Source organism: Francisella sp. SYW-9 (assembly GCF_008711465.1).
Classification (GTDB): domain Bacteria; phylum Pseudomonadota; class Gammaproteobacteria; order Francisellales; family Francisellaceae; genus Francisella.
Window position 1 is genome coordinate 86,789 of record NZ_VXKQ01000001.1, and the last position, 26,912, is coordinate 113,700.

The window sequence follows — 26,912 nt, forward strand, 5'->3', positions numbered from 1 at the left end:
CAAAATCATTATTATACTTATCTATCATCTGATTAGGCTGTTATTATAGTTTATTTAAAATATTTAGCTTTATGCTTTTGTTTAGCTGATCTGATCATAAAACAGTCTTTTTATTTAAAGTGATTGAAAATTAATTTTAATAAAAGTACTAGAAAGTAAAAGATGGATGGTAATGTGAAAAATTAAGTGCAGGCTTTAAATTTCTCAGTTTTAATTTCTACATCTAAGTCTTTAATCTCCGCTAAGAAGTTTTGAACATGTTTTGATTCTAAATGAATTTTATGACTGCTTTCATCTGTAAAAGCCATAACTTCAAATACAGTTCCATCATCATTACATCCTAGTTCATAATGAGTACATCCTAACTCAGCATTTATTGGATCTATAAGTTTTTTTGCAAGTTCATATAACTCTTTATTATGGCCATTTTTAGAATCTAATTTAACAATAACAATTATTTTTTCTGACATAAGATTTCCATTGTTTGCAATATTTGACTTTATATTTATATGATTGCTAGTCTATCACAATTTTTTTTTGAATAGTTATCTAATAATAATTAGGTAACTAATAAAATAAATTTAATTTTTTTTAAAAAAATATAAGAAATGAAAAAATAGTTGAGTGCCTAATTTATTAAATATATTGCATAACTATGCTTTTTTGAAAAATATTTCTTTATAAAAAAATATTTCTTTATAAAAAAATATTGTAGCTCATCGATTGTTCTCGTGTAACTTATGAAAATGAAATTGAAAAAAAAGTCAAATTCATAATAAAAATAACATATGAAGATTAATAAATTTTTAACCTGTTTGCTGTAAAAAATGTAAAAAATTGAAATTTTGTTTTCTAGACTGAGATTAAAAGGGAACAAAAGATAAACTAATTCATGGCTATAGAAAAATTTCAATTAGAGTTAAGTCATCTTAAAGATGTTGCATCAAATGTAAAAGAGTTAGGTTTTAAAAGAGTAGATAATAAGCCTCTTAACTTTACTCCTGGACAATTTATTACATTATTGTTTGAAGAACCTGAAACAGGAAATATTAAACGTCGAAGTTATAGCTTAGGTTCTGTACCAAGCAACAATGATTCTTTCTCTGTAGCTATATCTTATGTCAGAGGAGGAGTTGCTTCAGAGTATTTTTTTAGTGCAGAGTCAGGTCAAAGAGTTAATGCTATGGGACCTGCAGGAAGACTAGTTTTGCAAGATGAGAGCTTTAGAAAAATTGTCTTGGTTGGCACAGGTACAGGAGTAGTTCCTTACAAGTCAATGTTTCCAAAACTATTAGAGTTAGCTGATCAAACTGAAATTCATATATTATCTGGGGTTCAATATAAGAAAAACTCCTTATATATGGATGAGTTTATCAACTTGGATAAAAGTCATAAGAATATACATTTTAAACTTTGTTTAAGTCGTCAGTTAGATGATTTATCTGAGTATGAGGTGTCAGGATATGTTCAAGATCAATTTAAAAATTTAGATTTGGACCCTAATAAAGATGTCGTTTATTTATGTGGTAACCCTAATATGATCGAACAAGCATCGCAAGAGCTTAAAAATATAGGGTTTGATAAGAAAAACATAAGAATAGAAAAGTATATTTCACCTAATTAAATTATTTAATAATCATTAAATATCTAGTTTTATACAAAACAACAAAAAGGAGAAAGCATGAATATTCAAGCTAAGCTACAAAAGTCACCAGAGCCTATAGATAATGTCCTTAACCCTATAAGTAGTGCTAGTGGAATGCCAAACGAATTTTATACTGATCAAGAGTATTTTGAGTTTGAGAGGGATAATATCTTTGCCAATACATGGGTGTGTATAGGTTTTGTTTCAGAATTATTAAACAATAGTAATGTAAAACCAATAGATTTTATGGGGCTACCTCTAGTATTGATTCGCAATACTCAAAATGAGTTAAAAGTCTTTCATAATGTTTGTAGTCATAGAGGTATGAAGTTAGTATCAGAAGAGAGCTTTGTCCAAGGGATGATTAGATGCCCATACCATTCTTGGACTTATGATTTAAATGGAAATTTAAAAGGTACGCCTCATATTGGAGGAATTGGTAAACATAGAGATGATCGTTTTGACTGTAAAAAAAATGGCTTAAAAGAGATTAGCTCTAGTAGTTGGATGGGGATGTTATTTATTAATCTATCTGGTGATGCTAAAAGTTTTCAAGAGCATATTAGTCCTTTAGAAGAGCGCTGGAAAGAATTTTTAGGAAAAGATGGACTTAATGAGCTATCTAAAGTTGGTAATGAAAATGATATAAAACTTGACGTAAATTGTAATTGGAAGTTAGCAGTAGAAAACTATTGTGAATCATATCATTTACCTTGGGTGCATCCAAGTCTAAATAAATATTCTCGTCTTGAAGATCACTATAATATTATGTTTTCTGATTTTGCAGGTCAAGGAACTACTGTTTATAATTTAGCAAGTGTCGCGGGAACTCATTTACCAGCATTTTCTAACTGGCCAGAAAATAAGTCCAAATATGCAGAGTATTTAGCAATTTTTCCTAATGTCTTACTTGGTATACAAAAAGATCATGCTTTCGCTATAGTTATAGAGCCTGTTAGTGCAGAAAAAAGTATTGAACATTTATCAATCTTCTATATAGGAGAAGAGGCTGCTTCTGATGAGTATTCAAACTGTAGAGCCTCAGTTGTGGAATCTTGGCGTATAGTTTTTGGTGAGGATATTCCAGCCGTAGAAGGTATGCAAAAAGGACGTCGTTCCCCAGGTTTTAAAGGAGGGGTATTTTCTCCTGAAATGGATGTTCCAACACATTATTTTCAAAAATGGCTAGCTTTACAAGTTAAAAAATCATTGGAGAAAAATAAATGAAACATTACTTAAATTATATTAATGGTCAATGGGTGGATTCAAAAGAGTCTATTAATGTAGATAATCCAGCGACAGAAAAACCATATGCAACTATAGCCAGAGCTACGAAAGAAGATGCTGAGCAAGCAATATTATCAGCACATAACTGTGTTAAACAGAAGTTACTAACAGATATAAAACCTGAGCAACGCACTAAATGGATGCTAAAAGCTTCTAAACTTATTAAAGAACTTGCTGAAGATAAGGAAGCTATTTTAGTTTTATGCAGAGAAAATGGCAAGCGATATTGTGATGCAAAAGATGAGTTTTTAGAAGCTGCAAGATATTTTGAATACTATGCTGGTATGGCTGACAAAATAGAGGGCATTTCAGTTCCTCTAGGTAAAGATTATCTTGATTTTACACATTATGTCCCTTTTGGAGTATCTGTCCAAATAGTTCCTTGGAACTTTCCAGTTTCTATATGTGCCAGATCTTTAGCTCCTGCTTTAGCAGCAGGAAATGCGGTTGTTATTAAGTCGCCAGAACTATCTCCAATCGCAGTTTCTTTATTGATTGGTGTTGTTGAAAAAGCAGGATTTCCTAAAGGCGCTATTAATCTGCTATGTGGAAAAGGCTCTGAGATAGGAAGTTATCTTGTTAAACATCATTATACTAATCAAATAGTATTTACAGGCTCAGTTCCTACTGGACAAAGAATCTTGAAAGATGCCGCCGATCGAGCTGTACCATCTGTGATGGAATTGGGAGGTAAATCTGCAGGAATAGTATTAGAAGATTATGATCATGATGCATTATTACAAAGTGTAAGAAATGGAATATTTTTTAACGCTGGACAAGTTTGTTCTGCAATGTCACGCCTCTTAATACATAGATCTGTATATGAAAAGGTTAAAACAGACGTTGTGTCATTAGCTGAAAGTCTTTCATTAGGACAGGGAGAAGCTAATGCTGATATGACTCCTGTTGTTTCATTAGAACAGAAACAAGGTATCTTAAAAATGATCCAACAAGCTAAAAATGAAGGGGCTAATATCCTTACCGGAGGAAAAGAACTATCATTAGATGGTTATTATGTCTTACCAACTATTATAGAAGCAAATGAGAGTATTTCTATATTCCAAGAAGAAGTCTTTGGTCCGGTTCTTGTTATTACTCCTTTTGATTCTGAGAGTGAAGCTATCAAGTTAGCAAATGGCACAGAGTTTGGACTATGTGCGGGTGTGTTTGGTAGGGATTTAAATAAAACCTTAAATATTGCTAGAGAGCTTAGAGGTGGGCAAGTATTTATTAATGAATGGTTTGCTGGCGGTATAGAAACTCCTTTTGGAGGAGTTGGTCTATCTGGCTTTGGTAGAGAAAAAGGCCAAGAAGCTATATATAGTTATGTGCAAACTCAAAATATAGGAATACGTCTAAAAAGTTCTTAAACATACAGGTGAAAAAATGATTAATTTACCGAATGATGATGAAAAATGTGGTTGGTATAAAGAAGCAAATATTTCTAATACTAAGAGTATAAAAAGGTTAGAAGGTAAACATAATGCTGACTATGTGGTTATAGGCTCTGGTTTTTGTGGAGTGTCAGCTGCTAGACAGCTGGCAAAACATAAGCCCAATGCCCACATTATATTAATAGATGCTCAACGTGTTGGGCAGGCTGCAGCGGGAAGAAATTCTGGCTTTGTAATAGATTTACCTCATAAGTTTGCATTAGAAAACCCTGATCTAGAATTTAAGCAAAAGATATTAAAATTAAATAGGCTAGCTATATCAAATTTAGACTCATTAATAAAAACATATGATATAAAGTGCCAATGGTCAGCAGCAGGTAAATATCAAGGAGCTGTTGGTTCTCGAGGAGAAGATTTTCTTAATCATTTTGAGAAGTTATTAAAAGAGTTAAAAGAAGAATATAAAATTGTTGAGAGAGAGTCATTAGCTAAAGTTATTGGCACTAATTATTATAGTCGAGCTATCTATACTCCAGGAACTTACTTAGTACAGCCTGCAGCTTTAATCAAAGGTCTTGCAGATTCACTTCCAGAGAATGTAACATTATTAGAAGAATCTCCTATATATAATATAAATAAAAAGGCTGATAAGTGGGAGTTACTTTCATCTACGAACAATAGTATAAATACTTCAAACTTACTACTTACAACAGGAATATTTACAAGAGAATTTGGTTATTTAAAAAATAGGATGCTTCCAGTTATGACTTTTGCTAGTTGGACGCCACCTCTAACTCAAGAACAGCTTATTTCTTATAAAGGGCAAGCAAATTGGGGATTAACTCCAGCAGATCATGCAGGTACTACTTTACGAATGACTTTAGATAATAGGCTACTTATTAGAAATACATATAGATATGTACCTAAGTATGGGGCTAGTCTTAAACATAAGTTTCTTCAGAAAGTATATCTTAACCATCTTGGAGCTATAAAAAAACGTTATCCAGAAGTTCCAGATCTAAGGTTGTCTGATACCTGGGGAGGGACTTATGCAATCTCGCGTAATTTCACTAATTTCTTTGGGCAATTCCATGATGGAGCATATGCTAGTGTATGTGATAACGGTGTAGGTATTGCATGGGGAACGATTTCAGGAATGTTACTAGCAGATATGGCAGTAGGCTCATACTCAGAAGAACTTAATTATATAAAAGAAGTTACAGGTATGCCAGCTCTTAATCCACCAGGGCCACTATCTCATTTAGCAGCTGAATTTAGAATGAGTTTAGCTAAATGGAAAAGTGGTAGTGAAATCTAGAACACTTATTATTTGAATAACGAATTTTTATAAAAAAGGGGCTTTTAAAATATGCAACAAAATGAACATCAAAAAATTAGTTTAGTAGGTATATTGATATGGTTGATACCAGCAATATTTTTTATGTACGAATTTCTTTTAAGAACTTTTTTAGGTTCAATATCTAACGATATTATAAAAGATCTAAATTTAACGATACAGCAGTTTACAACTATAGGTTCGGTCTATTATATATCGTATGGACTTATGCAGATGCCCGTTGGCGTATTAGTAGATAAATTTGGTGTTAGAAAAATATTAGTTGTATCATCAGCTTTTTGCGCAATTGCAACATACTTCTTTGCCTGCTCAGATAGTTTTATGATGGCTTTGTGGGGCAGATTTTTGCTTGGCATAGGATCTTCTTTTGCTTTTGTTTGTCTATTTGTTACTGTTGCTAACTGGTTTCCTAAAAAATACTTTGGTTTTTTCTCTGGATTATCTCAGTTTGTTGGAACTTTAGGTCCTATACTAGCAGGCGGGCCTTTGATCTCATTTATATTAAGCTCTAATCTTAGTTGGAGAGTAGCTTTAACTTATGTGGGATCTTTTGGGATAGTAATAGCTATCGCATCTTTAATTTTCTTTAGAAATAAACCTCGATCATATACAGTTCAATCTATACAAACTAATACAAAAGAAAAAGAGCCTATTACAATAAGACTTAAACGTTTATGTAAGATTAAACAAGTTTGGTATGTTGCTATATTTGCTGCGATTGTATATGCTCCTTTATCCGTTATGGGAGCAATACTAGGCACAAGTTTTCTACGTACTTGTGGCTTATCTCATAATGATGCAGCATATATGATTTCTATAGCATGGATTGGTTATGCTATAGGATGTCCATTGTTGGGCTACTTATCGGATGTAATGAAAAGACGGAAGCTATTTTTTATAATAAGCTCTTTATTCGGTTTAGTTAGTACGCTATCTATATTGTATTTTAATTTAAATAGTACTTGGTCATATGCTATTATGTTTTTTCTTTTAGGGGTAGCTGGCTCTGGTCAGAATTTAGGGTTTCCAGCAATCTTAGAGAATAGTAGCCCAGATATAAAGGCAAGTGCGATAGGAATAGGTGTTGCATTTGTGATATTGCTATCAGCTGTGTATCCAACAATTGCTGGTTTCTTTATATCACTAAATGATAATGGAGTAACTAATGCTAATAATATTAGCCATACTGCTTATGTACATGGTTTGATGTTATTACCAATATCTTATGTTATATCTTTACTTTTTGCTATTTTTTTCTGTAAAGAAACTTTCTGTAAACAGGTACATAATTAAGAATTCTCTTAAAAATATTTTAATTTTGCCTTTAAATATTTTGACAAATGCTTGAGCTTTTTTTATTATCTGTAATTAATAATCATTATCATGCCTTATTTATAACTATATTTCTTATCTTTATATAGGTTTATAGATAATTAAGTAGGTAAATTAATATATTTAATTTTAGGAGAGCAAATGCCTAATCATACTAAGTCAGCTTTAAGCTTTGTTTTATTAACTTGGTTTTTAGGGAATCTAAATGTTTATTTTTTCATGCCATTTTTACCATTGATCAAACATGATTTTATGGCTTCAGCAGTGATAGTTCAATACACTATTTCAATATTTTATATCTGCAAAGCTGGTGGAATGCTAATTTTTGGTACTGCTGGGGAAATAATAGGTCGTAGGAAAGTCATGCTAATCGGTATAGCTATGATTTGTATAGCTAGTTTTGTGAGCTTATTTATCACTGATATGAGAGTACTTTTAATTTGTAGAATGTTTCAAGGTTTAGGCGTAAGTGCTACAGTACTAATGGGCCGTACAATTATCAATGATATTTATGAAGGCAAAGAGGCTGCTCGCGTATTTAGTAAAATAATGTTCGCAGCATGTATTATTATTACATTACTACCGATATTAGGTGGATATGTAGCTAAGTTAGATAGCTATAAAATAGCATTTTTTGTAATAATGGCTTATACATTAGTCATTGGATTATTTGCTTACTTTTTCTTACCTGAAACTTCTAAGACTGAAAATAAAGAAAAATTCGAGATTTCTGCGGTATTTAAATACTATCTAACAGTTATAAGAGAGAGATATTTCTTAGCATTTATTTTATGTACTATTTTTGTAGTGGCAGGAGAGTCTGTATTTGATACAGCTTCACCATTATTAATGATGAATACATATGGTTTTTCAACTATTAGTTATGGGTATTTTGTAAGCTTTATGTCATTGATTAGTTGGGTTGGTATTTTAGCTGCAGGTGTGCTACTTAAAAAATATTCTTTAGAGGAGATTATGGGTGTTGGCGCTATATTATCACTAATTTCTGGCTTAATTATTCTTTTACAAATATTCTCAGGCACTATTCATTTAGCTTTCTTCATAATAAGCATGATTGCATTTTTCTTAGGTAGTGGTTTTATACTTACAGTATTTAATGTTGGGGTAGTTAAAAATCATCAAAAAACAGTAAGTATTGCATCTTCAGCATCACTTTTCTTATATTTTTCATGTTCTGCATTAGGAAGTTTTATTATTAGTCACTTCTCTAATAAGACTATTATGCCTCTTGCTATTGCAATGATCATATTATGTTTTATTGTATTTTTATTCTGGCTTGTACTTTTAGCACCATTAATAAGGCTAAATTCTAAACAAAATTATGCATAATTGAATAAGTTCTTCTTATTGCTAGTTAAAGTTATATTAATATTAGACATTAAAAGTGTGCCATTACAATTAAATAATCTACAAGATAAAATTCTATAGGCAGTGAAGCTTACTAAAAGAAGAAGCTGCTAAATAAATTACAGAATTCAAAGATGTATCATAAGGTAGAATTGAGTATGAAAGCAACAGATTATTATCACAATATTAAGAAGAAATGGGAATTAGAGTATCCATCTTCAAATAGTCTTGATCAAGTTTGGGATTTTTATCTAGAGTGTGGTTATACAGAGCCTAAGAAGTTATTAGGGTCGATATTAGATAAGGTCAAATGGAAGAAAAATAGAATGTTAGATTATGGCTGTGATAATGGTCTAATGCTAGATTTTATTTGTAATAAATACCCTGTATCTGGATTTGGAGTAGATATTAATGAAGCATCTATTAATTCTGCAAAGAAAAATCTACCACAATATAACTTTAGAACTATAGATGGGATTAATATACCTTATGATGATAAGTATTTTGATCTAGTTTTTATCAGTGCCGTTGTGAAGCATATTCGATATGAGGATAGAGTAAGTTTTTATAATGAAATAAAACGAGTTGCAGATCAGGTTTTTATTATAGAAATAGATGCAAAAAAGAAGGAGATCTATCCGTATGAGTCTTGGAAGTTTTACTATTCTAATTTTGAAGAAGAATTTGCTCAGCATTTTAAGCCAATAGTTACTCATCATGAGGCAGGAGATATATTGGGGCTATACGAAGTATAATATTAAATTAACTTTTATGCTTTTCATTGATTAAGCTTTACCATTAGGTATTTTCAGAAATATTAGAAGATTACTGTGAAGCTATTACTTCAAATTATTAATAAGATTTTTTAAATATTAACAATTCAACTTTTCAATACTTAAAACAGATTGAATTGTTTTACAGTAGACTTTATTATCTAACAACTACAGCTGTACCATAGCAAAAAACTTCTGTGCCACTAGTATTACCACCGAGACTACTAGAGTCATATCTAATCGCGATAATAGCGTTAGCACCTAGCTTTTTAGCTTCTTCAATCATCTCCTGCTCAGCGTGTAGTCTAGCTTCTTTACAAACATTTGTATAAGAGGTATTTTTGCCTCCAATAATATTTTTTAGGCCTCCTAAAATACCTTGAGTAATAGTTGGAGTACGAACAATGATTCCTGTAACTAGGCCTTTATGCTCAAGAATTTCTCTTTTACCAAGATTATCTGCTGTAGTTAGTATCATGACTATTCCTATAGATTTTAAAACTTAGTTTTTATACTTAGCTAACCAAATTGTAGCATAACCACAGTTAGGATCTTCAACATTAAGAGAAAGTAGCTCAAAATTATGTTTATGAAGAAGTTTTTTATATTCTGCTTGGCTCAGTGATGCGTGATAAAGTATCTCACCACCATTATCGCTATAGATTTCACCTTCAGCAGTTCCTGAGGTAAATACTAATATACCATTTGAAGTAATATGATCTTCGAATACTTTAAACATACTTCTCTGATCTGACTTATTTAGATGAAAAAAACTATGCCAAGCAATTATACAGTTAAATTTTTCATTTAGTGAAATACTTCTCATATCTTGATAGATACATTTCATATTTGGTAATTCTTTAGATGCTAAAGCAATTTGTTTTTCACTCGCGTCAACACCTGTAACTTCAAAACCATTTTTAATTAAATATTCTGCAATAGGCTTTCCAGTTCCACAGCCTAAATCAAGAATTCTATTATTTTTTTTAATTAAAGAGACTATTTGATCAAGATATGGTTTTTCAGATAGATCTAATGAACGATGTTTGTGAAACCAATTAGAAATTTTATTGTAGGTTTCACAAACATTTTCTTTAGCATATTGTTTGTTCATAACCTATAGCTACATAGTTACAAGTTCTTCAGAACTAGTAGGGTGGATAGCTATAGTATCATCAAAGTCTTGTTTAGTTGCTCCCATATTGATAGCTACCGCAAACCCTTGCAGCATTTCATCAACATTTAGACCAATCATATGACAACCAACAACTTTTTCATTTTCACCAGTTACAACTAGTTTCATTACAGTTGGCATTCTATGACCTGAGATAGCACAGTATAGAGCTGTAAATCTAGATTTATAAACTTTTACATTATCATCGCCATATTTTTCTCTAGCATCTTTTTCAGATAAACCGATTGTACCAATAGCAGGGTGAGAGAATATAACTGTAGGAACATTTTGAAGGTTAGCCTTCAAGTTAGTTTCACCATTGAAAAGTCTACGAGCCAGATACCTACCTGTTTTAATCGCTACTGGAGTCAGTTGAGGCACACCTGAAGCATCACCTAAAGAATATACGCCATCAACATTTGTCTGACACCATTCATTAGCAGGTATTACACCTTTTTTAGTTATTTCTATATCAGTATTTTCTATACCAAGATTATGAGTGTTAGGAGCACGACCTGTTGCCCATATTAGAGTATCAACATCTTCGAATATTTTACCAGTATCTGTAGTTATCTTTAAATTTTCACCAACTTTTTCTACTTTAGTAATATTTGTATGGTTCATTACTTTAAGATTTGTCATCTCCATACATTCAACTAGAGTATCACTAATATCATTATCAAAATCCATTAAAGGCTTATCTCTACGCACTACTACAGTAGTGTCAGTACCATGAGCATTTAACACACCAGCGATTTCAACACCAATATAGCCACCACCAACGATAACAGCTTTTTTAGGAGTCTCTTCTAACTCAAAAAACTCATCTGATGTGATACCTAGCTCAGATCCTTCAATATTATTTAATACAATAGGGTAGGCACCTGGAGATATAAAGATATGATCTGCAGTTATCTCAGTACCATCATCTAAAACTATAGTTTTATTATTTTTGAATTTACCCCAATTATTAAAGTGAGTGATATCCCATTTATCTAATAATCTGTCATAGAAACCATGAATATTACCTATATACTTAGCTCTTTTTTCTTTTAAAGTAGCCCAGTTAAAACCTTTAACTTCAACATCAAAGCCATAGCCAGCAACATCATGCTTTAACTGCTCTGCGAGCATAGCACCATAAAACATCGCTTTTTTAGGTACGCAACCACGATTTACACATGTACCACCAAGTTCACGCTTCTCAATAATTGCAACTTTTTTACCAAATTTAGCAGCTTGTACGGCAGATGCTATACCACCAGAGCCACCACCTAAACTTATTACATCAAAGTGATTATTTTTCATTTTCTTTCCTATATATTTTTATTACTCTTGTTCAAAAAATATTTTTCTATTATCAGTTTTTTGGATAGGCCTATCATTATTAAAAGTCAAAATATCTCTAAATGTTTGGACCTGTTTTTTTGATATATTAGCTTTTCTTTTTAATATAATCCATTTAACTCCTTCAGTACATGGTGGAGTTGTTAGAGATCCAGTATATTCATAAAAAGAATGATGTCCATTTGGAAGGGGGCTATCATCTTTATTTACAGTAAAGCTAAATGTATTAGTTTCACCAACTTTTTTAGGAATATGTGGCCATATCTTGTTTATAAACGGATTAGTTTTTGTGTCATTATATTGATAAAGCAATGCTAACACAGCTATTTTGCCATCTTTTGAAATATTTACAAAGTGAGCTTCAAATGGGTACTCTTTACCATCTATATAGTTTTCACTTGGAGTATGGAAATGCATTTGTTTTAATTCATACTTTTGCTTACCAACAAATATATAGCTGCCTGGCTTAAATAAAATTTGTATTGTGTGACCATTATTTAATATTGATTTGACATGTAGATGATAGTCAATCTTTACTCTATCTGACTCATTACCTTTAGCAGCTTTTGTAGTGACTAAGTTTATAGGAGACTGTTGTTCTCCTATAGCGCACTCTTTATATTTTTTAGACAAGTCACCCCAATGTTCAGGACCTTCAGCTCCAACATATCCCCACTGAGCATTTTCTGTAGTTTTACTATTTGAATATGCAAAACTAAAAATACTAAAAGAAGATGCTAAAACTAGTCCTTTTAAAACGCTTTTATATTTTATTTTCATTTATTTTTCCTAATACAATTTTTACTATAGCTTTTAAGCTTTGCAATTTTAACCTTTTAAGTTATAAATATACAGAGGTTTAGTTACTTGGCCGTATTTATCTACTTCACCGAAGCCTATAGCTTTTACTTTAAAACTTGCTGGTTTTAATTTAGTGTTTTGTATTATTTGATCAAAATTTTTTTCAAAGTTGGCTCTAGCTTTATCACTATCTAAATCAGCAGCTAATATACTAAAATGAGGGTTAAACTGATTAAATGTATTTGGTGAACCATATTTTTTGAAAGACTCGAACTTAGTAGGATAGTATTTTACCCAACTAGGAGCAGGGTAATCTTTATTTCTATATTTAGACAAGTCAGTTACAACTTTATTTGATAGTTTTTGAAGCTTTGGAGAGTTCTGAATATTTAACATTACAAAGCCACTTTTACCAGCTATAAATTTATCTGTTTTAATTTCAAATGAAGATGTGTTTTTAGCGATTTTGGCTAATTGTGTTTTAATATCTGGAATATTTTTCTTATCAAAACTTGTTAAATAAAGTGTTAAATGTACTGGGTGATTCTCAATAAAAGGTTTTGTATTATACTTTTTAAGAATGTTTGTTTTCTCTAGAGAGTCATCAAAACTTCTAACATATTTAGTTGCCTTATCAGAGGGGATAAGGTAAATATTATATTGCTTAAGACTTTCTGCAAATACATTACAAGTTATAAGTATTATAGAGATAGTTAGTAATAGTTTAGAAAATATTCTTTTATTCATTATATTAATACTCCTTTATTTGATCTATGAGGGTTTTTAGTGAGTATTCTATATTAAAACCTGCCGTATTAATTTGTATTATGTCTTGATTCCAGGTTTGATAATCTTTATCTAGTATATTTTGCCAAGTAGGGTACTTATCTGGATTTGATTTATATCTAGTTTCTACTCTATTTTGATGAATTTGTTTATCACTACAGATAACTTCGATATTTATTACTTTGGTAGAATTTACTTGAGATAGTTTATTCCATAACTCTCGAGACTCTAAAACAGGGTTGCAACAATCTATAATTACACTTTTGCCAAGCTCAAGATTTTCTTTTGCTTGATAGTAAGCAATTTCATAACCTTGTTTAGTTAGCTTTTGAGAATATTCTTTTTTTAGATAGTATTCGATTGTATCTATTCTAAAGTAGACCGTATTGTGTATAGCTTTTGCAAGAGCTTTAGCTAAAGTTGTTTTGCCTACTCCTGGTAGACCTGAGAATATATAAGCATGCAACATATATTAACCTTTTTATTTAATGCTATAAGCTTCCACCACCATCAACACAAATAACTTGTCCAGTTATAAAAGATGCTTCTTCTGATAGGAGAAAAGCTATTGTTGCAGCTATTTCTTTAGGTTTACCGATACGATTCATAGGAATAGACTCTAAGACTTCTTTTTCTTCTTTGCTACCAATAGGTCTTGTTTTTCTAAATAGTTCTGTATCTACAGGACCTGGAGCTATGGCATTTACACATATTCCATACTTAGCAAGCTCTAAAGCCCATGTTCTAGTACATCGAACTAAAGCTGATTTTGCAGCAGAGTAACTAGTACGATTTTTAACTCCAAAAATGGCTCTACTTGCAATATTAACTATTTTACAATGCTCTTTTAACTTCATTTTGTTAATAAAAAACTGAGTTATTTGTACAGCACTTCTAACATTTAAATTATAAACTTCATTAAGTGATGAGATAGAAATTTTTCCTAATGCTTCTGAAATTGCAATACCAACGTTATTAACAATAGCATCAGGGCACCCATGAATTTTATCTATTTGACTAATCGTTAATGCTGTTTGTTCTTCATTGGCTAAATCACATAGAAACAGTTCACCTAAAAAATTATCAGTACTAGACCTTGCTATTCCAATAACTTTCCAGCCCTGTTTTTTTAGATATAAGCTTGTAGCTAATCCAATTCCTTTTGTTGCGCCTGTAATTAAAACAACTTTATTATTCATGCTAAATACCTTTTTTAAAACTAAACCTCATAATCATAACTAATAGTCAGTGGCGCATGATCTGAGAACCAATTTTCTTTGTAGATATAATCAGATTTTGGTACTACTTTATCTTTTAGAGCAGGTGTTGAAATATGATAATCAATTCTCCAGCCCACATTCTTTGCTCTAGCCTGACCACGATTTGACCACCAAGTATAGTAATCAGGTTCTTGGTTAATAACTCTAAATGTATCAACCCAGCCTAAATCATCAAATATATGATCTAACCAAGCTTGCTCTTCTGGTAATACCCCAGATGTTTTACCATAGTTTGATTTCCAGTTTTTGATATCAATCTCTTTATGCACGATATTAAAATCACCACAAACTATAAAATCTCTACCAGACTCAACTTGCTCTTTTAAAATCTCTTTATATTTTTCAAGAAATTGCATTTTATATTCTTGACGTACATCACCACTAGAACCACTTGGCAGATATAAACTAGCAATACTAAAGTTTTCATAATCAAACTGGATATAGCGACCTTCATCATCTGCCCAATCAAGCCCAAGCTCTTTGATAACTTTTAGAGGCTTTTCCTTGGCATAAATAGCAGTACCACTATAGCCTTTCTTAACAGCATCTTTAAAATCATAATGATAACCTTCTGGGAAATATTGATCATCTCCTTCAAGTTGATGAAATTGAGCTTTTGTTTCTTGGATACATAAAAAATCTATATCTTGCGACTCAAACCACTCCCAAAAACCTTTGCGTGTAGCCGCACGAATACCATTAGCATTAAAACTTGTTACTTTAATCATTGTAAACTTAGATACGTAAAATTATTTATTAATTAGAAATTCTAACATTTTTAGCGATGAAAGAGAGGGTGTTTTAAATAAAATTAGAATAAGCCTTTAGCTAACATTTGTATTGCAGCTAATATAATTACAACAAAGAATGTTATTTTAAGAGCTCTCGTAGAAATATATGGCATTAGTTTTGAACCAAGCATAGAACCTAGTAATGTACCTAAAGCTACTGGTAAAGTTATCAAGCTATCTATATAACCAGCAAAATAATAAGTTGAAGTAGCAGCAAAAGCTGTAATTCCCATTATAAAATTACTCGTAGAAGCACTAACTTTAAATGGAATCCTCATAATATTATCCATAGCGATAACTTTAAAAGCACCAGCGCCAATACCGAGTAGACCACCAATAAATCCAGCTCCAGACATACCTAAAAACCCCCAAATAGGTCTTTGGACATTATATTCTTCTTCTACACCATTTATATTAATACTATCATTAAGTTGTAATCTATCTGCCATCTTGGATATTTTTTCATTTCCATCAGATATAGAGGGCTCTTTTTTAAAGAAGCTTAATATAGCTACAAGTATTAGTATTCCACCAAAGATTATAAATAAAGATTTAGATTGAAGCATTATAGCTATTTTAGCGCCAAAGATAGAACCTATAGCTGTTGCTAATGCTAAAAATAACCCCAATTTTTCTTTAGTATATCCATGAGATTTTAGCGAGACTATAGATGTCGCGGTTGATGTGCAAATTATCGCAACTAAAGATGCTCCTATTGCATGATGAATAGATACACCTAGAACTGTAGAGAGTAGGGGAGTTATAATAAGAGCACCACCTAAACCAATTACAGATCCAATACTTCCGCCTATTATAGCAACTATAAAAATAGCTATTTCAAAAAATATTTGTTGATCCATCCTACTATTATTTAATAAGCTTTTTAATTTAGTATAACCTTTATTTTTAAAAGATTTGTATTTTAATTTAAATTCTTTTAAAATATAGGCTTATTGTTTTGTCTAAACGTATATTAACTAAAAATTTAACAAACTGGAGAAGAGGCCAATATGGCAAAAGAAGATTGTATCGAAATGGAAGGAGTTGTGTTAGAAGCTCTTCCAAACACAATGTTTAGAGTTGAACTTGAGAATGGTCACGTTGTGACTGCTCATATATCAGGTAAAATGAGAAAAAACTATATCCGTATTTTAACAGGTGATAAGGTAGTTGTTGAAATCACTCCATACGACCTTACTAAAGGACGTATTAAGTTCCGTAGTAAATAAATCTAAATCTCTTTATCTAGAGTATTATATTTTCTAATATTAATAAAATCGGTGTTATTATAGTAAATATTAAGCCTATTGATATTGCTAGAGGTACTGCTTTTGTACCGTAATTATCTTTGATAACGGGTAAACAAAAATCCATAGCCGTATTTGCAGCATAGCCAATTAGCTCTACAGATAATATTCTTCTAAGTAATGGAATAAGTGCTATAACAAATATTTCACGCAAGAAATCTATCATAAAAGTTATCATTCCGTAATATTCGCCAAGAAAATTAGTATTTAGTACTACTGATAATGAGTACCACCCTAATCCAGAGCAGATCATAATACTTTTCTTAATAGATATACCTGTAAAGAGACTAATAATTAGTGCTGACGCTATAGATGTTAAAACAATGATAGTCACAATAATTAAAGCGGTCTTATTTTTAAAGATATCTTTTAATGAGATCTTCTCTAATTTTAGTAAAATTCCAATAATTAGCATTAACCCTAACAGCATCACAAATACGATATTATCGATAAACTTAGTTATATTAATGCTTATTATTTCACCAATTACATATCCTATAACCAGATAAATTAGATATTTACTAGCTTTTATAATATTCCAAACTATATTGCCTTTAATATTCTTTCGAGTAAGTGTTATAAAGTTAGCTTTTATTTGTTTATTGTAATAACAGTATAAAGAAACACCAGAGATATTTGCTATCAAAATCATTATACTATAGCCAAAGCTTATACCAAGAATTTTTAGAACAATACTATTTGTATTAGTGAAAATACTAAAGTTATAACCAAGTAAAAAAATTATCGAGATAACAATAAAATTTAAAGATAAATCTATATATTTAATATTTTTTTTAGTAGGTTGAAAATTAAATAAGTAATAGCCAACAATTAACGTAACAAAAAGTAGTAAAGATTCAAACATTGATTTTATTTATAGATTATTTTAATTTGATTTTTCTGTATATCATAAATAGAACTACAGGAATAATAGAAAGTACAAAACACACTGAAAGAGTTTTTACAAATTCCATAGGATTGTCATACATATTATCTGGTGGTATAAAGCCAATAAATACACATATAATAGTTCCTAGTATACCTAAAAGGCATGCAATAGACATTCCTACTTTGCCAAATGGAATATGGAAATCATCAGAGTTTTTAACAGTATCCTTATTTGTAAGTTTAAGTTTTAAAGCAGCAAAAAACATCATCAAATACATTAAAGAGTAAATTTGAGTACTAAGCGCTGTTAATAACCAATAGTATGCTTGTACTGATGGAACTAGCTCTAAAAGGGCACATATTATTGTCATAATAATTGCTTGAAGAATTAGGATTCCTCCGGGTACATCGTGCTTGTTTGTTTTATCTAAGAAGCGTGGTAAAAAGCTATCATCTGCAGCTTGTAATAAACCTCTAGCTGGAGATATCATCCAGTTAATCATTGAACCTACAGATCCTACAACTACCATTAAACCTAATATATAGTAGAAAAATACAGGGATACCCAAGCTATGAAGATAAACTTGAAATGTCTTAATTGTACCGTGTACTACATCTATTTGATCTTTAGGGAATATAATAGCTACAGCTAATGCCCCTAAAACCATTGTAAAAACTATAAATACAACAGCAATTAGTAAAGCAAGAGGGAATGTTTTTTTAGGATTTGTAACTTTTCTAATATGTACAGTTGCTAGCTCAAGCCCTAAAAATGAAGCTATAATAGCAGTTAAACCCATCCAAGAATCTGTTGTAGTAAAATCAGGAATAAGATTGTTAAAGTGAAAATATATGTTTAAATGATAACTATTAAGTAACCATATCAAAGCAAATACAACCATTAATAGCATTGGAATAACCATACCTAAAAAAGTACAAATACTAGCAAAAACAGCCGAGACCCTTAAGCCTTTGAGATTTAGAATAGTTAGTGACCAGAAAACAACGGTTATAAAAATTACTGTAAACTTTATATTTTGAGCTAAATCTGGGTTAAATAAATAAGCAATAGTTCCGGCAAGGAAAGTTAAGATACTTGGAAACCATATCAAAGTATTTACCCATTGAAACCATATTGCAAGCATTCCAATATTTGGTCCAAAAGCTTTTTTAACCCAACCATATACGCCTTCTTCACCTTTTTCTGTATATGTAGCAGTCATTTCTGCAGATACTAATGCAACAGGCGCTAGAAATAAGATGACAGCTATAGCAAAGAAAAAGAAGATATATGTTCCTGAAGTAGCTGTTGATGGCAAATTTCGAATATTATCAATAGCTCCTGTCATTAATAATATTAATAATATTAAGCCAATTTTTTCTTTTCCAGATACATTTGCCGCCATAGATTACCAATTAGTTATTATGAAATAAAACATATTAGAACATAATACTTAAGCGCTTATAAATTAGCAATTAGTTTAAGCTATATATAAAGGCATTACTTGAAAAAGTTTTTCTAGAGTTTCAAGAGCACTTCGGTTGTCTACTTTAACTATAAGTCTATCACCATCTTCGATTAATAAATCATCAGCAAAGAATAATGGCGTATTATCATTTTTCATTATTGAAAGTATTCTTATACCTTTAGGAAGTTTTAGCTCAGAAATATTTTTTCCTATCACAGTTGACATGTTTTCTTGACCATGTACTTTGATTTCAATAAACATCTCTTCACTATCTTCAACTTCATACATTCTTAGCATATCTACTTGAGTTAGAAATGCCTTAATTGTTGTATATGAAAAATTATGTGGAGATATAGATATATCAATAAGCTTTAAATCACGAGTTATATCATAGTACTCAGCACTATTAACAGTCGCAATAGTTTTTTTAGCACCTAATTTTTTAGCAAGGATAGACGACATTATATTAATTTCATCTGAGTTCGTTAGAGCAAAAAACATATCAGCTTCATCAATCCCTTCGGCAATCAATAAGTTATTGTTTACAGGGTTGTAATGTAAGATAGTTGACTTTGAAAGCTCATCTAGAGCAAACTCACACTTTTTAGCGCTTGGATCTATCATTTTTATAATATATCCTTTGGTCTCTAGAGATTTTGCTAAAGTTATACTTGCGTAGTTAATCCCTGCGATAAATATCTTTCTAACATTAGCTTTTTTAGGCTGGAATATTGATAAAATCTGCGATGAATATGCTTTTTCAGATAGATACATAGCTCTATCACCAGGTTTAACTAAAGTTTCAGTGTCATCTATATCTAGTTTTTGATTACCTCTATAAACAGAAATAATATCAACCTTAATATCACCTAAACCCAGATGTATATCTTTAATAGAAAAACCAACTAAAGGGGAGTCATCTGATACTTCAACACCAATTACTTGAACTCTTTGATCAAAAAAGCTAGATATAAAGAAAGCACCAGGTAAAAAAATCAGTTGCTCTAATCTTTTTGTTGCTTCAAAAAATGACTTTATAACCAAGTCAATATTATTTAATAACTTAGGAAATCTGTTATATTCAGTATCTCTAATTCGTGCTATTTTGTGTGGAGTTTTATAAAGCTTATATGACATGTCGCATACAGCAATATTTGTAGTATCATCAGATGTCACTGCTATAATCATATCTGTATCTTTGAAGTTTGCTTCCATCATGATGTTGGGCTTAGTAACGTCACCAACAATAGTTTGTACATCAAAAGCAGAGGAGATAAACCCAAGTTTTTCTTCATCTAAATCAATAATTGATACTTGATGATCTACGCTGAGTCTTTGAGTTAAATATATTCCTAATTGCCCAGCACCTAAAATAGCAATTCTCATAATTACTTGTTATAATACCAAAATTGATAGTCTGTTAGTCTAGCATACTAATCTAAGGGATTAAAATAATCAATTTTTTATTTACATTCAACTGTTTTAAGACTATTATAATAGCAAAATGATACTAAATCGGTATAATATGTAATTATGCTTAGAATAAGTAAATTACTCGACTACGGATTATTAGTTGTAGTTACAATAGCAAAAAACAATTCCTCTCCTTATAGCGCTGCAAAAGTTGCAGAGGTTACGGGATTAAATATTCCTACAGTACGAAAGCTACTTAACCAACTTTCAATCGCAGATATAGTAGCTTCAAAACGTGGTATTGAAGGTGGGTATACATTAGTTAGAGACTCTCGAGATGTTACAGTCTTAGATGTAGTTGAAGCTATTGAAAAAGATGTTAATCTTACAGAGTGTTGTGATATTCACAAACAATGCAGCTTAAAAAGTTGTACAGTTAGTAGTTACTGGAAGGTCTTAAATAGTCAGCTATTGCAAATACTTTCTAGTACATCAATTTATGATATTGTCAACAACAAAGGCAAGAGCTAAATAAAATGAGTGAAAATTTAGATAAAATTATAGAGCAAGACTATGAACATGGTTTTGTAACAAATATTGAAGAAGAGACAATAGCAGCTGGGCTTAATGAAGATGTTATTCGTCTAATATCTGCAAGAAAAAATGAACCTGAGTTTTTATTGGAATGGCGTTTAAAAGCTTATAAAAAATGGCTGGAAATGAAGTCTCCTAGTTGGGCAGATTTAAACTATCCACCAATTGATTTTCAAGCTATTAGCTATTACTCATCACCAAAATCAATGAAAGATCATCCTAAAAGTCTAGATGAAGTTGATCCAGAAATTATTGACACATATAACAAGTTAGGTATTCCTTTGCATGAGCAAGAAATGCTAGCTGGAGTTAAAAATATAGCTGTTGATGCAGTGTTTGATTCAGTTTCAGTTGTTACAACTTTTAAAGAAAAACTAGCTGAAGCAGGTGTTATATTCTGTCCAATATCAGAGGCTGTACAAAAATATCCAGATCTTGTAAGAAAATATCTTGGATCAGTAGTTCCTCAGGGAGATAACTTCTTTGCGGCATTAAACTCAGCTGTATTTAGTGATGGTTCTTTTGTATATATTCCAAAAGGTGTAACTTGCCCAATGGAGCTATCTACATACTTTAGGATAAATGCTATGAATACAGGTCAGTTTGAAAGAACTCTTATCGTAGCAGACGAAGGTAGTTATGTTAGCTACCTAGAAGGTTGTACAGCACCCATGCGTGATGAAAACCAGCTTCATGCAGCAGTGGTAGAACTAGTTGCTCTAGATGGTGCAGAGATCAAATACTCTACAGTACAAAACTGGTATCCAGGCGATAAAGATGGCAAGGGTGGTATTTACAATTTTGTAACAAAAAGAGGCGTTTGTCATAAGAACTCTAAGATTTCTTGGACACAGGTTGAGACTGGATCAGCTATCACCTGGAAGTACCCATCCGTAGTTTTACGTGGAGATAACTCTATTGGAGAGTTTTACTCAGTAGCTCTGACAAGACATGCTCAGCAAGCAGATACAGGTACTAAGATGATTCATCTTGGTAAAAATTCTAAGAGCACAATTATTTCAAAAGGTATTTCAGCAGGTAGGGCGTCACAAGCTTATAGAGGTTTGGTTAGAATATCTCCAAATGCCTCTGATGCGAGAAACTTCTCACAATGTGACTCATTACTAATTGGTAATAAGTGCGGTGCCCATACATACCCATATATTGAGAACAAGAGTAACTCATCGCAAATAGAACATGAAGCTACAACTTCAAAGATTTCTGATGATCAGTTATTTTACTGTAAGCAAAGAGGCTTATCAGAGGAAGATGCTATTGCTATGATTGTAAATGGTTTTTGTAAAGAAGTATTTAAAAAGCTACCTCTCGAATTTGCCGTTGAAGCACAAAAACTTATGGAAGTAAGTTTAGAAGGTGCTGTTGGTTAAGATTGTAAATTTTACATAATTGATTACTAAAAAGGTTAAAAAATGTTATTAGAAATAAAAGATCTACATGTAAGTGTTGGAGATAACAAAAAGCAAATATTAAAAGGACTAAACCTAACTATGAATAAAGGTGAAGTTCATGCAATTATGGGACCAAATGGTGCTGGTAAAAGTACTTTAAGTAATGTTCTGGCTGGTAAAGATGGTTATGAAATTACGCAAGGTTCTATAAAATTTGATGGCAAAGATCTTGATGATCTAAGCATTTCTGAAAGGGCAGCAGCTGGAATATTTCTAAGTTTGCAATATCCTATCGAGATACCTGGTGTTAGTAATGTTCAGTTTCTTAAAACAGCTTTAAATAGTATCAGAAAGCAAAATGGCAAAGAAGAAATCAATGCTATTGAGTTTATGAAGAAGCTTAAGCAAAATATGCAGGTTTTAAAGATCGATCAAAAATATATGTCTCGTGGTGTTAATGAAGGCTTCTCTGGTGGTGAGAAAAAACGTAATGAGATGCTGCAGTTAATGATGTTAGAACCTAAATTAGCAATTCTAGATGAAACTGATTCCGGTCTTGATATTGATGCTCTTCAGGTTGTTTCCCAAGGTGCTAATACTATGAGATCTCAAGATAGAAGTTTCTTAGTTATTACACATTACCAAAGACTTTTAGATCATATCGAACCTGACTTTGTTCATGTTTTAGCAGATGGTCAAATAGTTAAGACTGGTGGTAAAGAACTTGCACTTGAATTAGAAGAGAAAGGATACTCTTGGTTAAACAGCTAAAGGTTAAAAAATGTTAATAGACAATAAATCTCTACCTACTACTAAGCAAGAAAGCTGGAAGTATACAAATATTGCTTCAATATATTCTAAAAATAATATTACAGAGATATTAAAAGAAGCTCCAAAAACAAAAGATTACCTTGAAGGTTTTAAGTTTGATACTCAAGAGAATGTAGTTATTATCCTAGACGGATCTTTAGCTATTGATTATAACAAAAAGCTAAACCATATCAGTGCTTTAGAGTTTCATAAAGATGATAGAAATATGTCAAGATTAGCTATTGAGAATTCAAAGCATTTTGGCATAAAAGTACCTAAAGATACTAAAGATACTCTAAGCCTTATTTTTATAAATACTGAGATGGCTAAGAATAAGCTTACAAATGTTTCTTTAAAGTTAGATGTTGATATGTTTGCAAATCTTGATTTAGATATTGATTTTGTAAATTTAACAGAAGAGTCTGCAATAAATTTATTTTTAGATGTAAAAGTTGCTGAATCTGCTAAAGTTAATTTTACAAACAATGCTGATAATGCTAATAATACACAATTATTTACTACAGCAAATTATTTAATAAATCTAGATAGAGCTGCTGAGTTTAATGGTTTTAACTTACTTAACAAAGATGCTTTATTAAGAAATGATTTTATCGTGAATCTAAATAAAGAGCATTCAAGATTTGATATTAGAGGCTTATATTTAGTTAGTGATAGTGCTATAGCAAATGCTTGCTTTTTAGTTAATCATAATGCTTCAAATACTTATAGCAATGTAAACTTTCGTGGTGTTGCAAATGGTTCTGCTAAAGCTTGGTTTAATGCTAAGGCTGTTGTAAATGAAGGCATTGAGCAAATTCAAGCATTTCAAAATAACAAAAATATTCAACTAAGTAACAAAGCCGAAATAAATACAAAACCTGAGTTAGAAATTTTCTCAGATGATGTTGTTTGTACCCATGGTGCTACGGTTGGTCAGTTAGATAAAGATGCTTTATTTTATCTACAATCTAGAGGTTTAGAGCTACATGAAGCACAGCATTTACTTTTAGAGAGTTTTGTTAAGTCTCAGTTAACATCTGATGATTTTCCTTTTAATAATGAGATCAAAGAAGAAATTGCTGAATCTTTAGATGATGTTCTAGAGTCCATAATATAAAAATCTTTTAATCTTTTTTATCTTTCTAATTAATTATATTTAGTAATCTGTTAAACTGAAAATAGTAAATCAATAATGATAAAAGAGGGTATTTTCTATGAAAAAAATTATTCCAATTACTTTAGTTAGTTTTTTAGCAACAAGCTCTGTTGCATTAGCATGTGATAAGGCTAAGGATAATAATACTATTCAATATACAACACAAGCTGAAACAACAGTTAAAAGTGATAGCATACTTGTGCAGGTTACAGGATATGCAACTACAACTCTACAAGATCAGAATAATATCCAAAAACAAATCTCTGATGAAGTTAATAATATTGTTAAAGCTGATTGGAAAGTCAAAAATGTTGAGCAAAATACTAGTAATAGTGGTGCATTAAATATCACTTTACAATTACAAGCTCGAATATCACAAAAAGATCTTAACAGCTTACAAAAAGCTTTAGAAAATCAAAAAGCTTCTGGTAAAAAGTTAGTTGTTCAAGTTCTTGACTATAATCCACCTGCAAAAGCTATTCAAGCAGCTAAGCAGAAGCTTATGATTAAAATCTTTAAAAATACTCAAGAATATCTAAAAGATTTTAATAAAGAAACAAATAATAATTACACTATTCAATCAATTAGATATAGTGATACTACAAATAATTATAGACCAAGAAACACAGTAATGTATATGAAAGCTGCTGCTAATGAGATGGATTCTAGTGCTAATAGTAATCCAGTAGCAGTTTCTCAAGATATAAATATTAGAGCAAATGTAACATTTATGGAGAAATAATATGGCTTTAAGTAATGTTATAAAAACTGATGAAGCTAATTTTGAAAAGCTTATAAATAGTACAGATAAACCTGTATTAGTTGATTTTTATGCAGACTGGTGTGGCCCTTGTAAAACCTTAGGACCTATTCTTGATCAGCTATCAAAAGACTATAAGAATGCACTAATTGTTAAAGTAAATGTTGATGATAATCAAAACTTAGCTGCACAGTTTGGCATTAGAAGCATTCCAACTATGATTATTTTCAAAAATGGTAAGCAGGTTGAAACTTTAAATGGTGTTCAGACTGGTTCACAATTAGAGCAAAGACTTAAGGCTTATGATTAGAGCGATATATAGTAGTGTAACTATATGCTGGTATGCTAACCAAGTAGGTGATGCCTCTCTTTTAAATGAAGGGATTATAGGTTTGAACATGATAAGAGAGTCAATATAATGAGTGAAATTAGACCTCAATATCATTTTAGAAAAGTTAAAAATGATTTATTGATATGGGATGTTAAAAAAATAATAGAATTGACGAAGCACATTAAACCAAAAATAATAAACTTAACTGAAATAAAAGAAATTGAATCCGAATATTGGTACGATTCAAGCCCAGAAAGACCTACATGTAAAAATATAGTAGATCATATGCGGTTAATTAATAATGCCGACTTAAAATATCCAATTATATTATGCAAAGAAGGCAAAATAATTGATGGTATGCACAGAGTGTGTAAAGCATTATTGCTAAATAATAAAGAAATTCTAGCTATTTATTTGGAAGAAGATATTAAACCTCACTTTATTAATGTTGATGTCAATGATTTACCATATTAGGAGAGTTTGCAGTCATGAATGATGATTATATAAACGTTGATCTTGCATATAAGATTATTAAAAAGCAATTTCCTGAATATTCGCACTTAGATATTAAATCTGTAGAAAAACAAGGACATGACAACAGAACTTATCGGATTGGTAATGATATGCTTATCCGCATACCAACAGCTGAAAGTTATGCTCTTAAGGTGCCTAAGGAGCAAGAGTTGTTACCAATGTTAGCAAAGCATTTAAGTGTCGCAATTCCTGCGCCTATAAAAATGGGCAAACCATCTGATGATTATCCGTATCCATTTTCTATTTACAAATGGCTTGATGGAAGTAGTGCCAATCATGTAACTCTTGGTGGGCAATCATTGGAAAACCTAGCTTTTGAGCTAGCAAACTTTTTAAAAGAGTTGCAAGCTATTACTAATGTAGAAGGCCCTAATCCTGGTCAGCATAATTGGTGGCGAGGTGATCATATTAGTGTTTACGATCCTGGAGCCCGCGAACAAATTGCTAAATTAGCAGATATTATAGATGGCAACAGCGCTCTAGAACTTTGGGAAAGAGCATGCGCTACTAAATGGAATAAAGCACCTATTTGGATCCATGGTGATTATGCCGTTGGCAATATACTCATCAAAGATAATAAATTATCAGGGGTGATTGATTTTGGTGGAACTGCTATGGGTGATCCCGCTTGTGATCTTGTCATTGCTTGGACTTACTTAAGCAGTAGAGCACGAGATATCTTTGTAGCTGAAATGCGCTTAGATAATGATACATGGCTTAGAGCACGTGCCTGGGTACTGTGGAAAGCGACATTTGAACTTTGCAATATTGTAGATAAAAATAGTCAAGAAGCTTTGTTTCAGAAAAATATTATTGATGAAGTAATAAATTATTAACATTAGATACTAAGATCACTGTGATTAAATTTATGAAATTACCAATAGTGCTGAAAGCCTTAATTTACAA

At 31.2% G+C, this 26,912-nt stretch carries 29 protein-coding genes; 16 read left to right on the forward strand and 13 right to left on the reverse strand.

The window, feature by feature from the left end:
* Positions 1-182: 182 nt before the first annotated feature.
* The gene (locus F3D62_RS00440) at positions 183-470 is read right to left on the reverse strand and encodes a putative quinol monooxygenase (RefSeq protein ID WP_150466285.1); all 288 of its coding nucleotides are present in this window, start codon (positions 468-470) and stop codon (positions 183-185) included.
* A gap of 422 nt (positions 471-892) precedes the next feature.
* Here F3D62_RS00440 and F3D62_RS00445 point away from each other — a divergent pair, with 422 nt between their 5' ends.
* The 7 genes from F3D62_RS00445 (at position 893) to F3D62_RS00475 (ending at position 9,138) form a co-directional block, all read left to right on the forward strand.
* Complete coding sequence (locus F3D62_RS00445) at positions 893-1,624, forward strand: FAD-binding oxidoreductase (RefSeq protein ID WP_150466286.1); 732 nt, start codon at positions 893-895, stop codon at positions 1,622-1,624.
* A 57-nt stretch (positions 1,625-1,681) separates the two neighbouring features.
* Positions 1,682-2,872, forward strand: coding sequence for an aromatic ring-hydroxylating oxygenase subunit alpha (locus F3D62_RS00450; RefSeq protein ID WP_150466287.1), 1,191 nt, complete (start codon positions 1,682-1,684; stop codon positions 2,870-2,872).
* Positions 2,869-4,302 (forward strand): aldehyde dehydrogenase family protein, encoded by a 1,434-nt coding sequence (locus F3D62_RS00455; RefSeq protein ID WP_150466288.1) that lies wholly within the window; start codon positions 2,869-2,871, stop codon positions 4,300-4,302. Before F3D62_RS00450 ends, F3D62_RS00455 begins: the two co-directional genes overlap by 4 nt.
* A 16-nt stretch (positions 4,303-4,318) precedes the next feature.
* Positions 4,319-5,644 (forward strand): NAD(P)/FAD-dependent oxidoreductase, encoded by a 1,326-nt coding sequence (locus F3D62_RS00460; protein ID WP_150466289.1) that lies wholly within the window; start codon positions 4,319-4,321, stop codon positions 5,642-5,644.
* 51 nt (positions 5,645-5,695) lie between these two features.
* Positions 5,696-6,976 carry an MFS transporter gene (locus F3D62_RS00465; protein WP_150466290.1) on the forward strand — a complete coding sequence of 427 codons (1,281 nt, stop codon included), beginning with the start codon at positions 5,696-5,698 and terminating at the stop codon, positions 6,974-6,976.
* Between the two features lie 180 nt (positions 6,977-7,156).
* Positions 7,157-8,365: an MFS transporter gene (locus tag F3D62_RS00470; RefSeq protein ID WP_150466291.1), complete on the forward strand. Its 1,209-nt coding sequence runs from the start codon at positions 7,157-7,159 to the stop codon at positions 8,363-8,365.
* A gap of 176 nt (positions 8,366-8,541) precedes the next feature.
* Positions 8,542-9,138 carry a class I SAM-dependent methyltransferase gene (locus F3D62_RS00475; RefSeq protein WP_191092496.1) on the forward strand — a complete coding sequence of 199 codons (597 nt, stop codon included), beginning with the start codon at positions 8,542-8,544 and terminating at the stop codon, positions 9,136-9,138.
* A gap of 175 nt (positions 9,139-9,313) precedes the next feature.
* On the opposite strand, the gene F3D62_RS00480 is transcribed toward F3D62_RS00475, so the two are convergent.
* The 9 genes from F3D62_RS00480 to F3D62_RS00520 all read right to left on the reverse strand — a co-directional run bounded on the left by F3D62_RS00480 (position 9,314) and on the right by F3D62_RS00520 (position 16,195).
* The gene (locus F3D62_RS00480) at positions 9,314-9,634 is read right to left on the reverse strand and encodes a YbjQ family protein (RefSeq protein WP_150466293.1); all 321 of its coding nucleotides are present in this window, start codon (positions 9,632-9,634) and stop codon (positions 9,314-9,316) included.
* A gap of 24 nt (positions 9,635-9,658) precedes the next feature.
* Positions 9,659-10,270 (reverse strand): class I SAM-dependent DNA methyltransferase, encoded by a 612-nt coding sequence (locus F3D62_RS00485; protein WP_150466294.1) that lies wholly within the window; start codon positions 10,268-10,270, stop codon positions 9,659-9,661.
* Positions 10,271-10,279: 9 nt separating this feature from the next.
* Positions 10,280-11,638, reverse strand: coding sequence for a glutathione-disulfide reductase (gorA, locus tag F3D62_RS00490; protein ID WP_150466295.1), 1,359 nt, complete (start codon positions 11,636-11,638; stop codon positions 10,280-10,282).
* Positions 11,639-11,659: 21 nt separating this feature from the next.
* Complete coding sequence (locus tag F3D62_RS00495) at positions 11,660-12,457, reverse strand: carbonic anhydrase (RefSeq protein WP_150466296.1); 798 nt, start codon at positions 12,455-12,457, stop codon at positions 11,660-11,662.
* A gap of 48 nt (positions 12,458-12,505) precedes the next feature.
* Positions 12,506-13,225, reverse strand: coding sequence for a 2'-5' RNA ligase family protein (locus F3D62_RS00500; RefSeq protein ID WP_150466297.1), 720 nt, complete (start codon positions 13,223-13,225; stop codon positions 12,506-12,508).
* A gap of 4 nt (positions 13,226-13,229) precedes the next feature.
* Positions 13,230-13,733 carry an AAA family ATPase gene (locus F3D62_RS00505; protein ID WP_150466298.1) on the reverse strand — a complete coding sequence of 168 codons (504 nt, stop codon included), beginning with the start codon at positions 13,731-13,733 and terminating at the stop codon, positions 13,230-13,232.
* A gap of 22 nt (positions 13,734-13,755) precedes the next feature.
* Positions 13,756-14,463: an SDR family oxidoreductase gene (locus tag F3D62_RS00510; RefSeq protein WP_150466299.1), complete on the reverse strand. Its 708-nt coding sequence runs from the start codon at positions 14,461-14,463 to the stop codon at positions 13,756-13,758.
* A 20-nt stretch (positions 14,464-14,483) separates the two neighbouring features.
* Entirely contained in the window at positions 14,484-15,272 is a 789-nt protein-coding gene (locus F3D62_RS00515; protein WP_150466300.1) for an exodeoxyribonuclease III, read from the reverse strand.
* 83 nt (positions 15,273-15,355) lie between these two features.
* Complete coding sequence (locus F3D62_RS00520; RefSeq protein ID WP_150466301.1) at positions 15,356-16,195, reverse strand: sulfite exporter TauE/SafE family protein; 840 nt, start codon at positions 16,193-16,195, stop codon at positions 15,356-15,358.
* A 150-nt stretch (positions 16,196-16,345) separates the two neighbouring features.
* On the opposite strand from F3D62_RS00520, the gene infA reads away from it, so the two are divergent.
* The gene (infA, locus tag F3D62_RS00525) at positions 16,346-16,564 is read left to right on the forward strand and encodes a translation initiation factor IF-1 (RefSeq protein ID WP_004287780.1); all 219 of its coding nucleotides are present in this window, start codon (positions 16,346-16,348) and stop codon (positions 16,562-16,564) included.
* A 16-nt stretch (positions 16,565-16,580) separates the two neighbouring features.
* Here the strand turns inward: infA and F3D62_RS00530 are convergent, their stop codons facing one another.
* The 3 genes from F3D62_RS00530 to trkA form a co-directional block, all read right to left on the reverse strand.
* Entirely contained in the window at positions 16,581-17,507 is a 927-nt protein-coding gene (locus F3D62_RS00530) for a lysine exporter LysO family protein (protein ID WP_150466302.1), read from the reverse strand.
* Positions 17,508-17,523: 16 nt separating this feature from the next.
* Positions 17,524-18,936 (reverse strand): APC family permease, encoded by a 1,413-nt coding sequence (locus F3D62_RS00535; RefSeq protein WP_150466303.1) that lies wholly within the window; start codon positions 18,934-18,936, stop codon positions 17,524-17,526.
* A 75-nt stretch (positions 18,937-19,011) separates the two neighbouring features.
* On the reverse strand, positions 19,012-20,385 hold the full coding sequence (trkA, locus tag F3D62_RS00540) for a Trk system potassium transporter TrkA (protein WP_150466304.1): 1,374 nt from the start codon (positions 20,383-20,385) through the stop codon (positions 19,012-19,014).
* Between the two features lie 147 nt (positions 20,386-20,532).
* On the opposite strand from trkA, the gene F3D62_RS00545 reads away from it, so the two are divergent.
* The 8 genes from F3D62_RS00545 (at position 20,533) to F3D62_RS00580 (ending at position 26,842) form a co-directional block, all read left to right on the forward strand.
* Entirely contained in the window at positions 20,533-20,943 is a 411-nt protein-coding gene (locus F3D62_RS00545; protein ID WP_150466305.1) for an SUF system Fe-S cluster assembly regulator, read from the forward strand.
* A 5-nt stretch (positions 20,944-20,948) separates the two neighbouring features.
* Positions 20,949-22,394, forward strand: coding sequence for a Fe-S cluster assembly protein SufB (gene sufB, locus F3D62_RS00550; RefSeq protein ID WP_150466306.1), 1,446 nt, complete (start codon positions 20,949-20,951; stop codon positions 22,392-22,394).
* Positions 22,395-22,436: 42 nt separating this feature from the next.
* Positions 22,437-23,186: a Fe-S cluster assembly ATPase SufC gene (gene sufC, locus F3D62_RS00555; RefSeq protein WP_150466307.1), complete on the forward strand. Its 750-nt coding sequence runs from the start codon at positions 22,437-22,439 to the stop codon at positions 23,184-23,186.
* A gap of 10 nt (positions 23,187-23,196) precedes the next feature.
* Positions 23,197-24,342, forward strand: a complete 1,146-nt coding sequence (gene sufD, locus F3D62_RS00560) for a Fe-S cluster assembly protein SufD (RefSeq protein WP_150466308.1) — start codon at positions 23,197-23,199, stop codon at positions 24,340-24,342.
* 97 nt (positions 24,343-24,439) lie between these two features.
* The gene (locus F3D62_RS00565) at positions 24,440-25,123 is read left to right on the forward strand and encodes a hypothetical protein (RefSeq protein WP_150466309.1); all 684 of its coding nucleotides are present in this window, start codon (positions 24,440-24,442) and stop codon (positions 25,121-25,123) included.
* Position 25,124: 1 nt separating this feature from the next.
* Entirely contained in the window at positions 25,125-25,451 is a 327-nt protein-coding gene (gene trxA / locus F3D62_RS00570; RefSeq protein WP_150466310.1) for a thioredoxin, read from the forward strand.
* A gap of 108 nt (positions 25,452-25,559) precedes the next feature.
* Positions 25,560-25,946, forward strand: coding sequence for a hypothetical protein (locus F3D62_RS00575; RefSeq protein WP_224732607.1), 387 nt, complete (start codon positions 25,560-25,562; stop codon positions 25,944-25,946).
* Positions 25,947-25,960: 14 nt separating this feature from the next.
* On the forward strand, positions 25,961-26,842 hold the full coding sequence (locus tag F3D62_RS00580; protein WP_150466311.1) for an aminoglycoside phosphotransferase family protein: 882 nt from the start codon (positions 25,961-25,963) through the stop codon (positions 26,840-26,842).
* Positions 26,843-26,912: the final 70 nt, after the last annotated feature.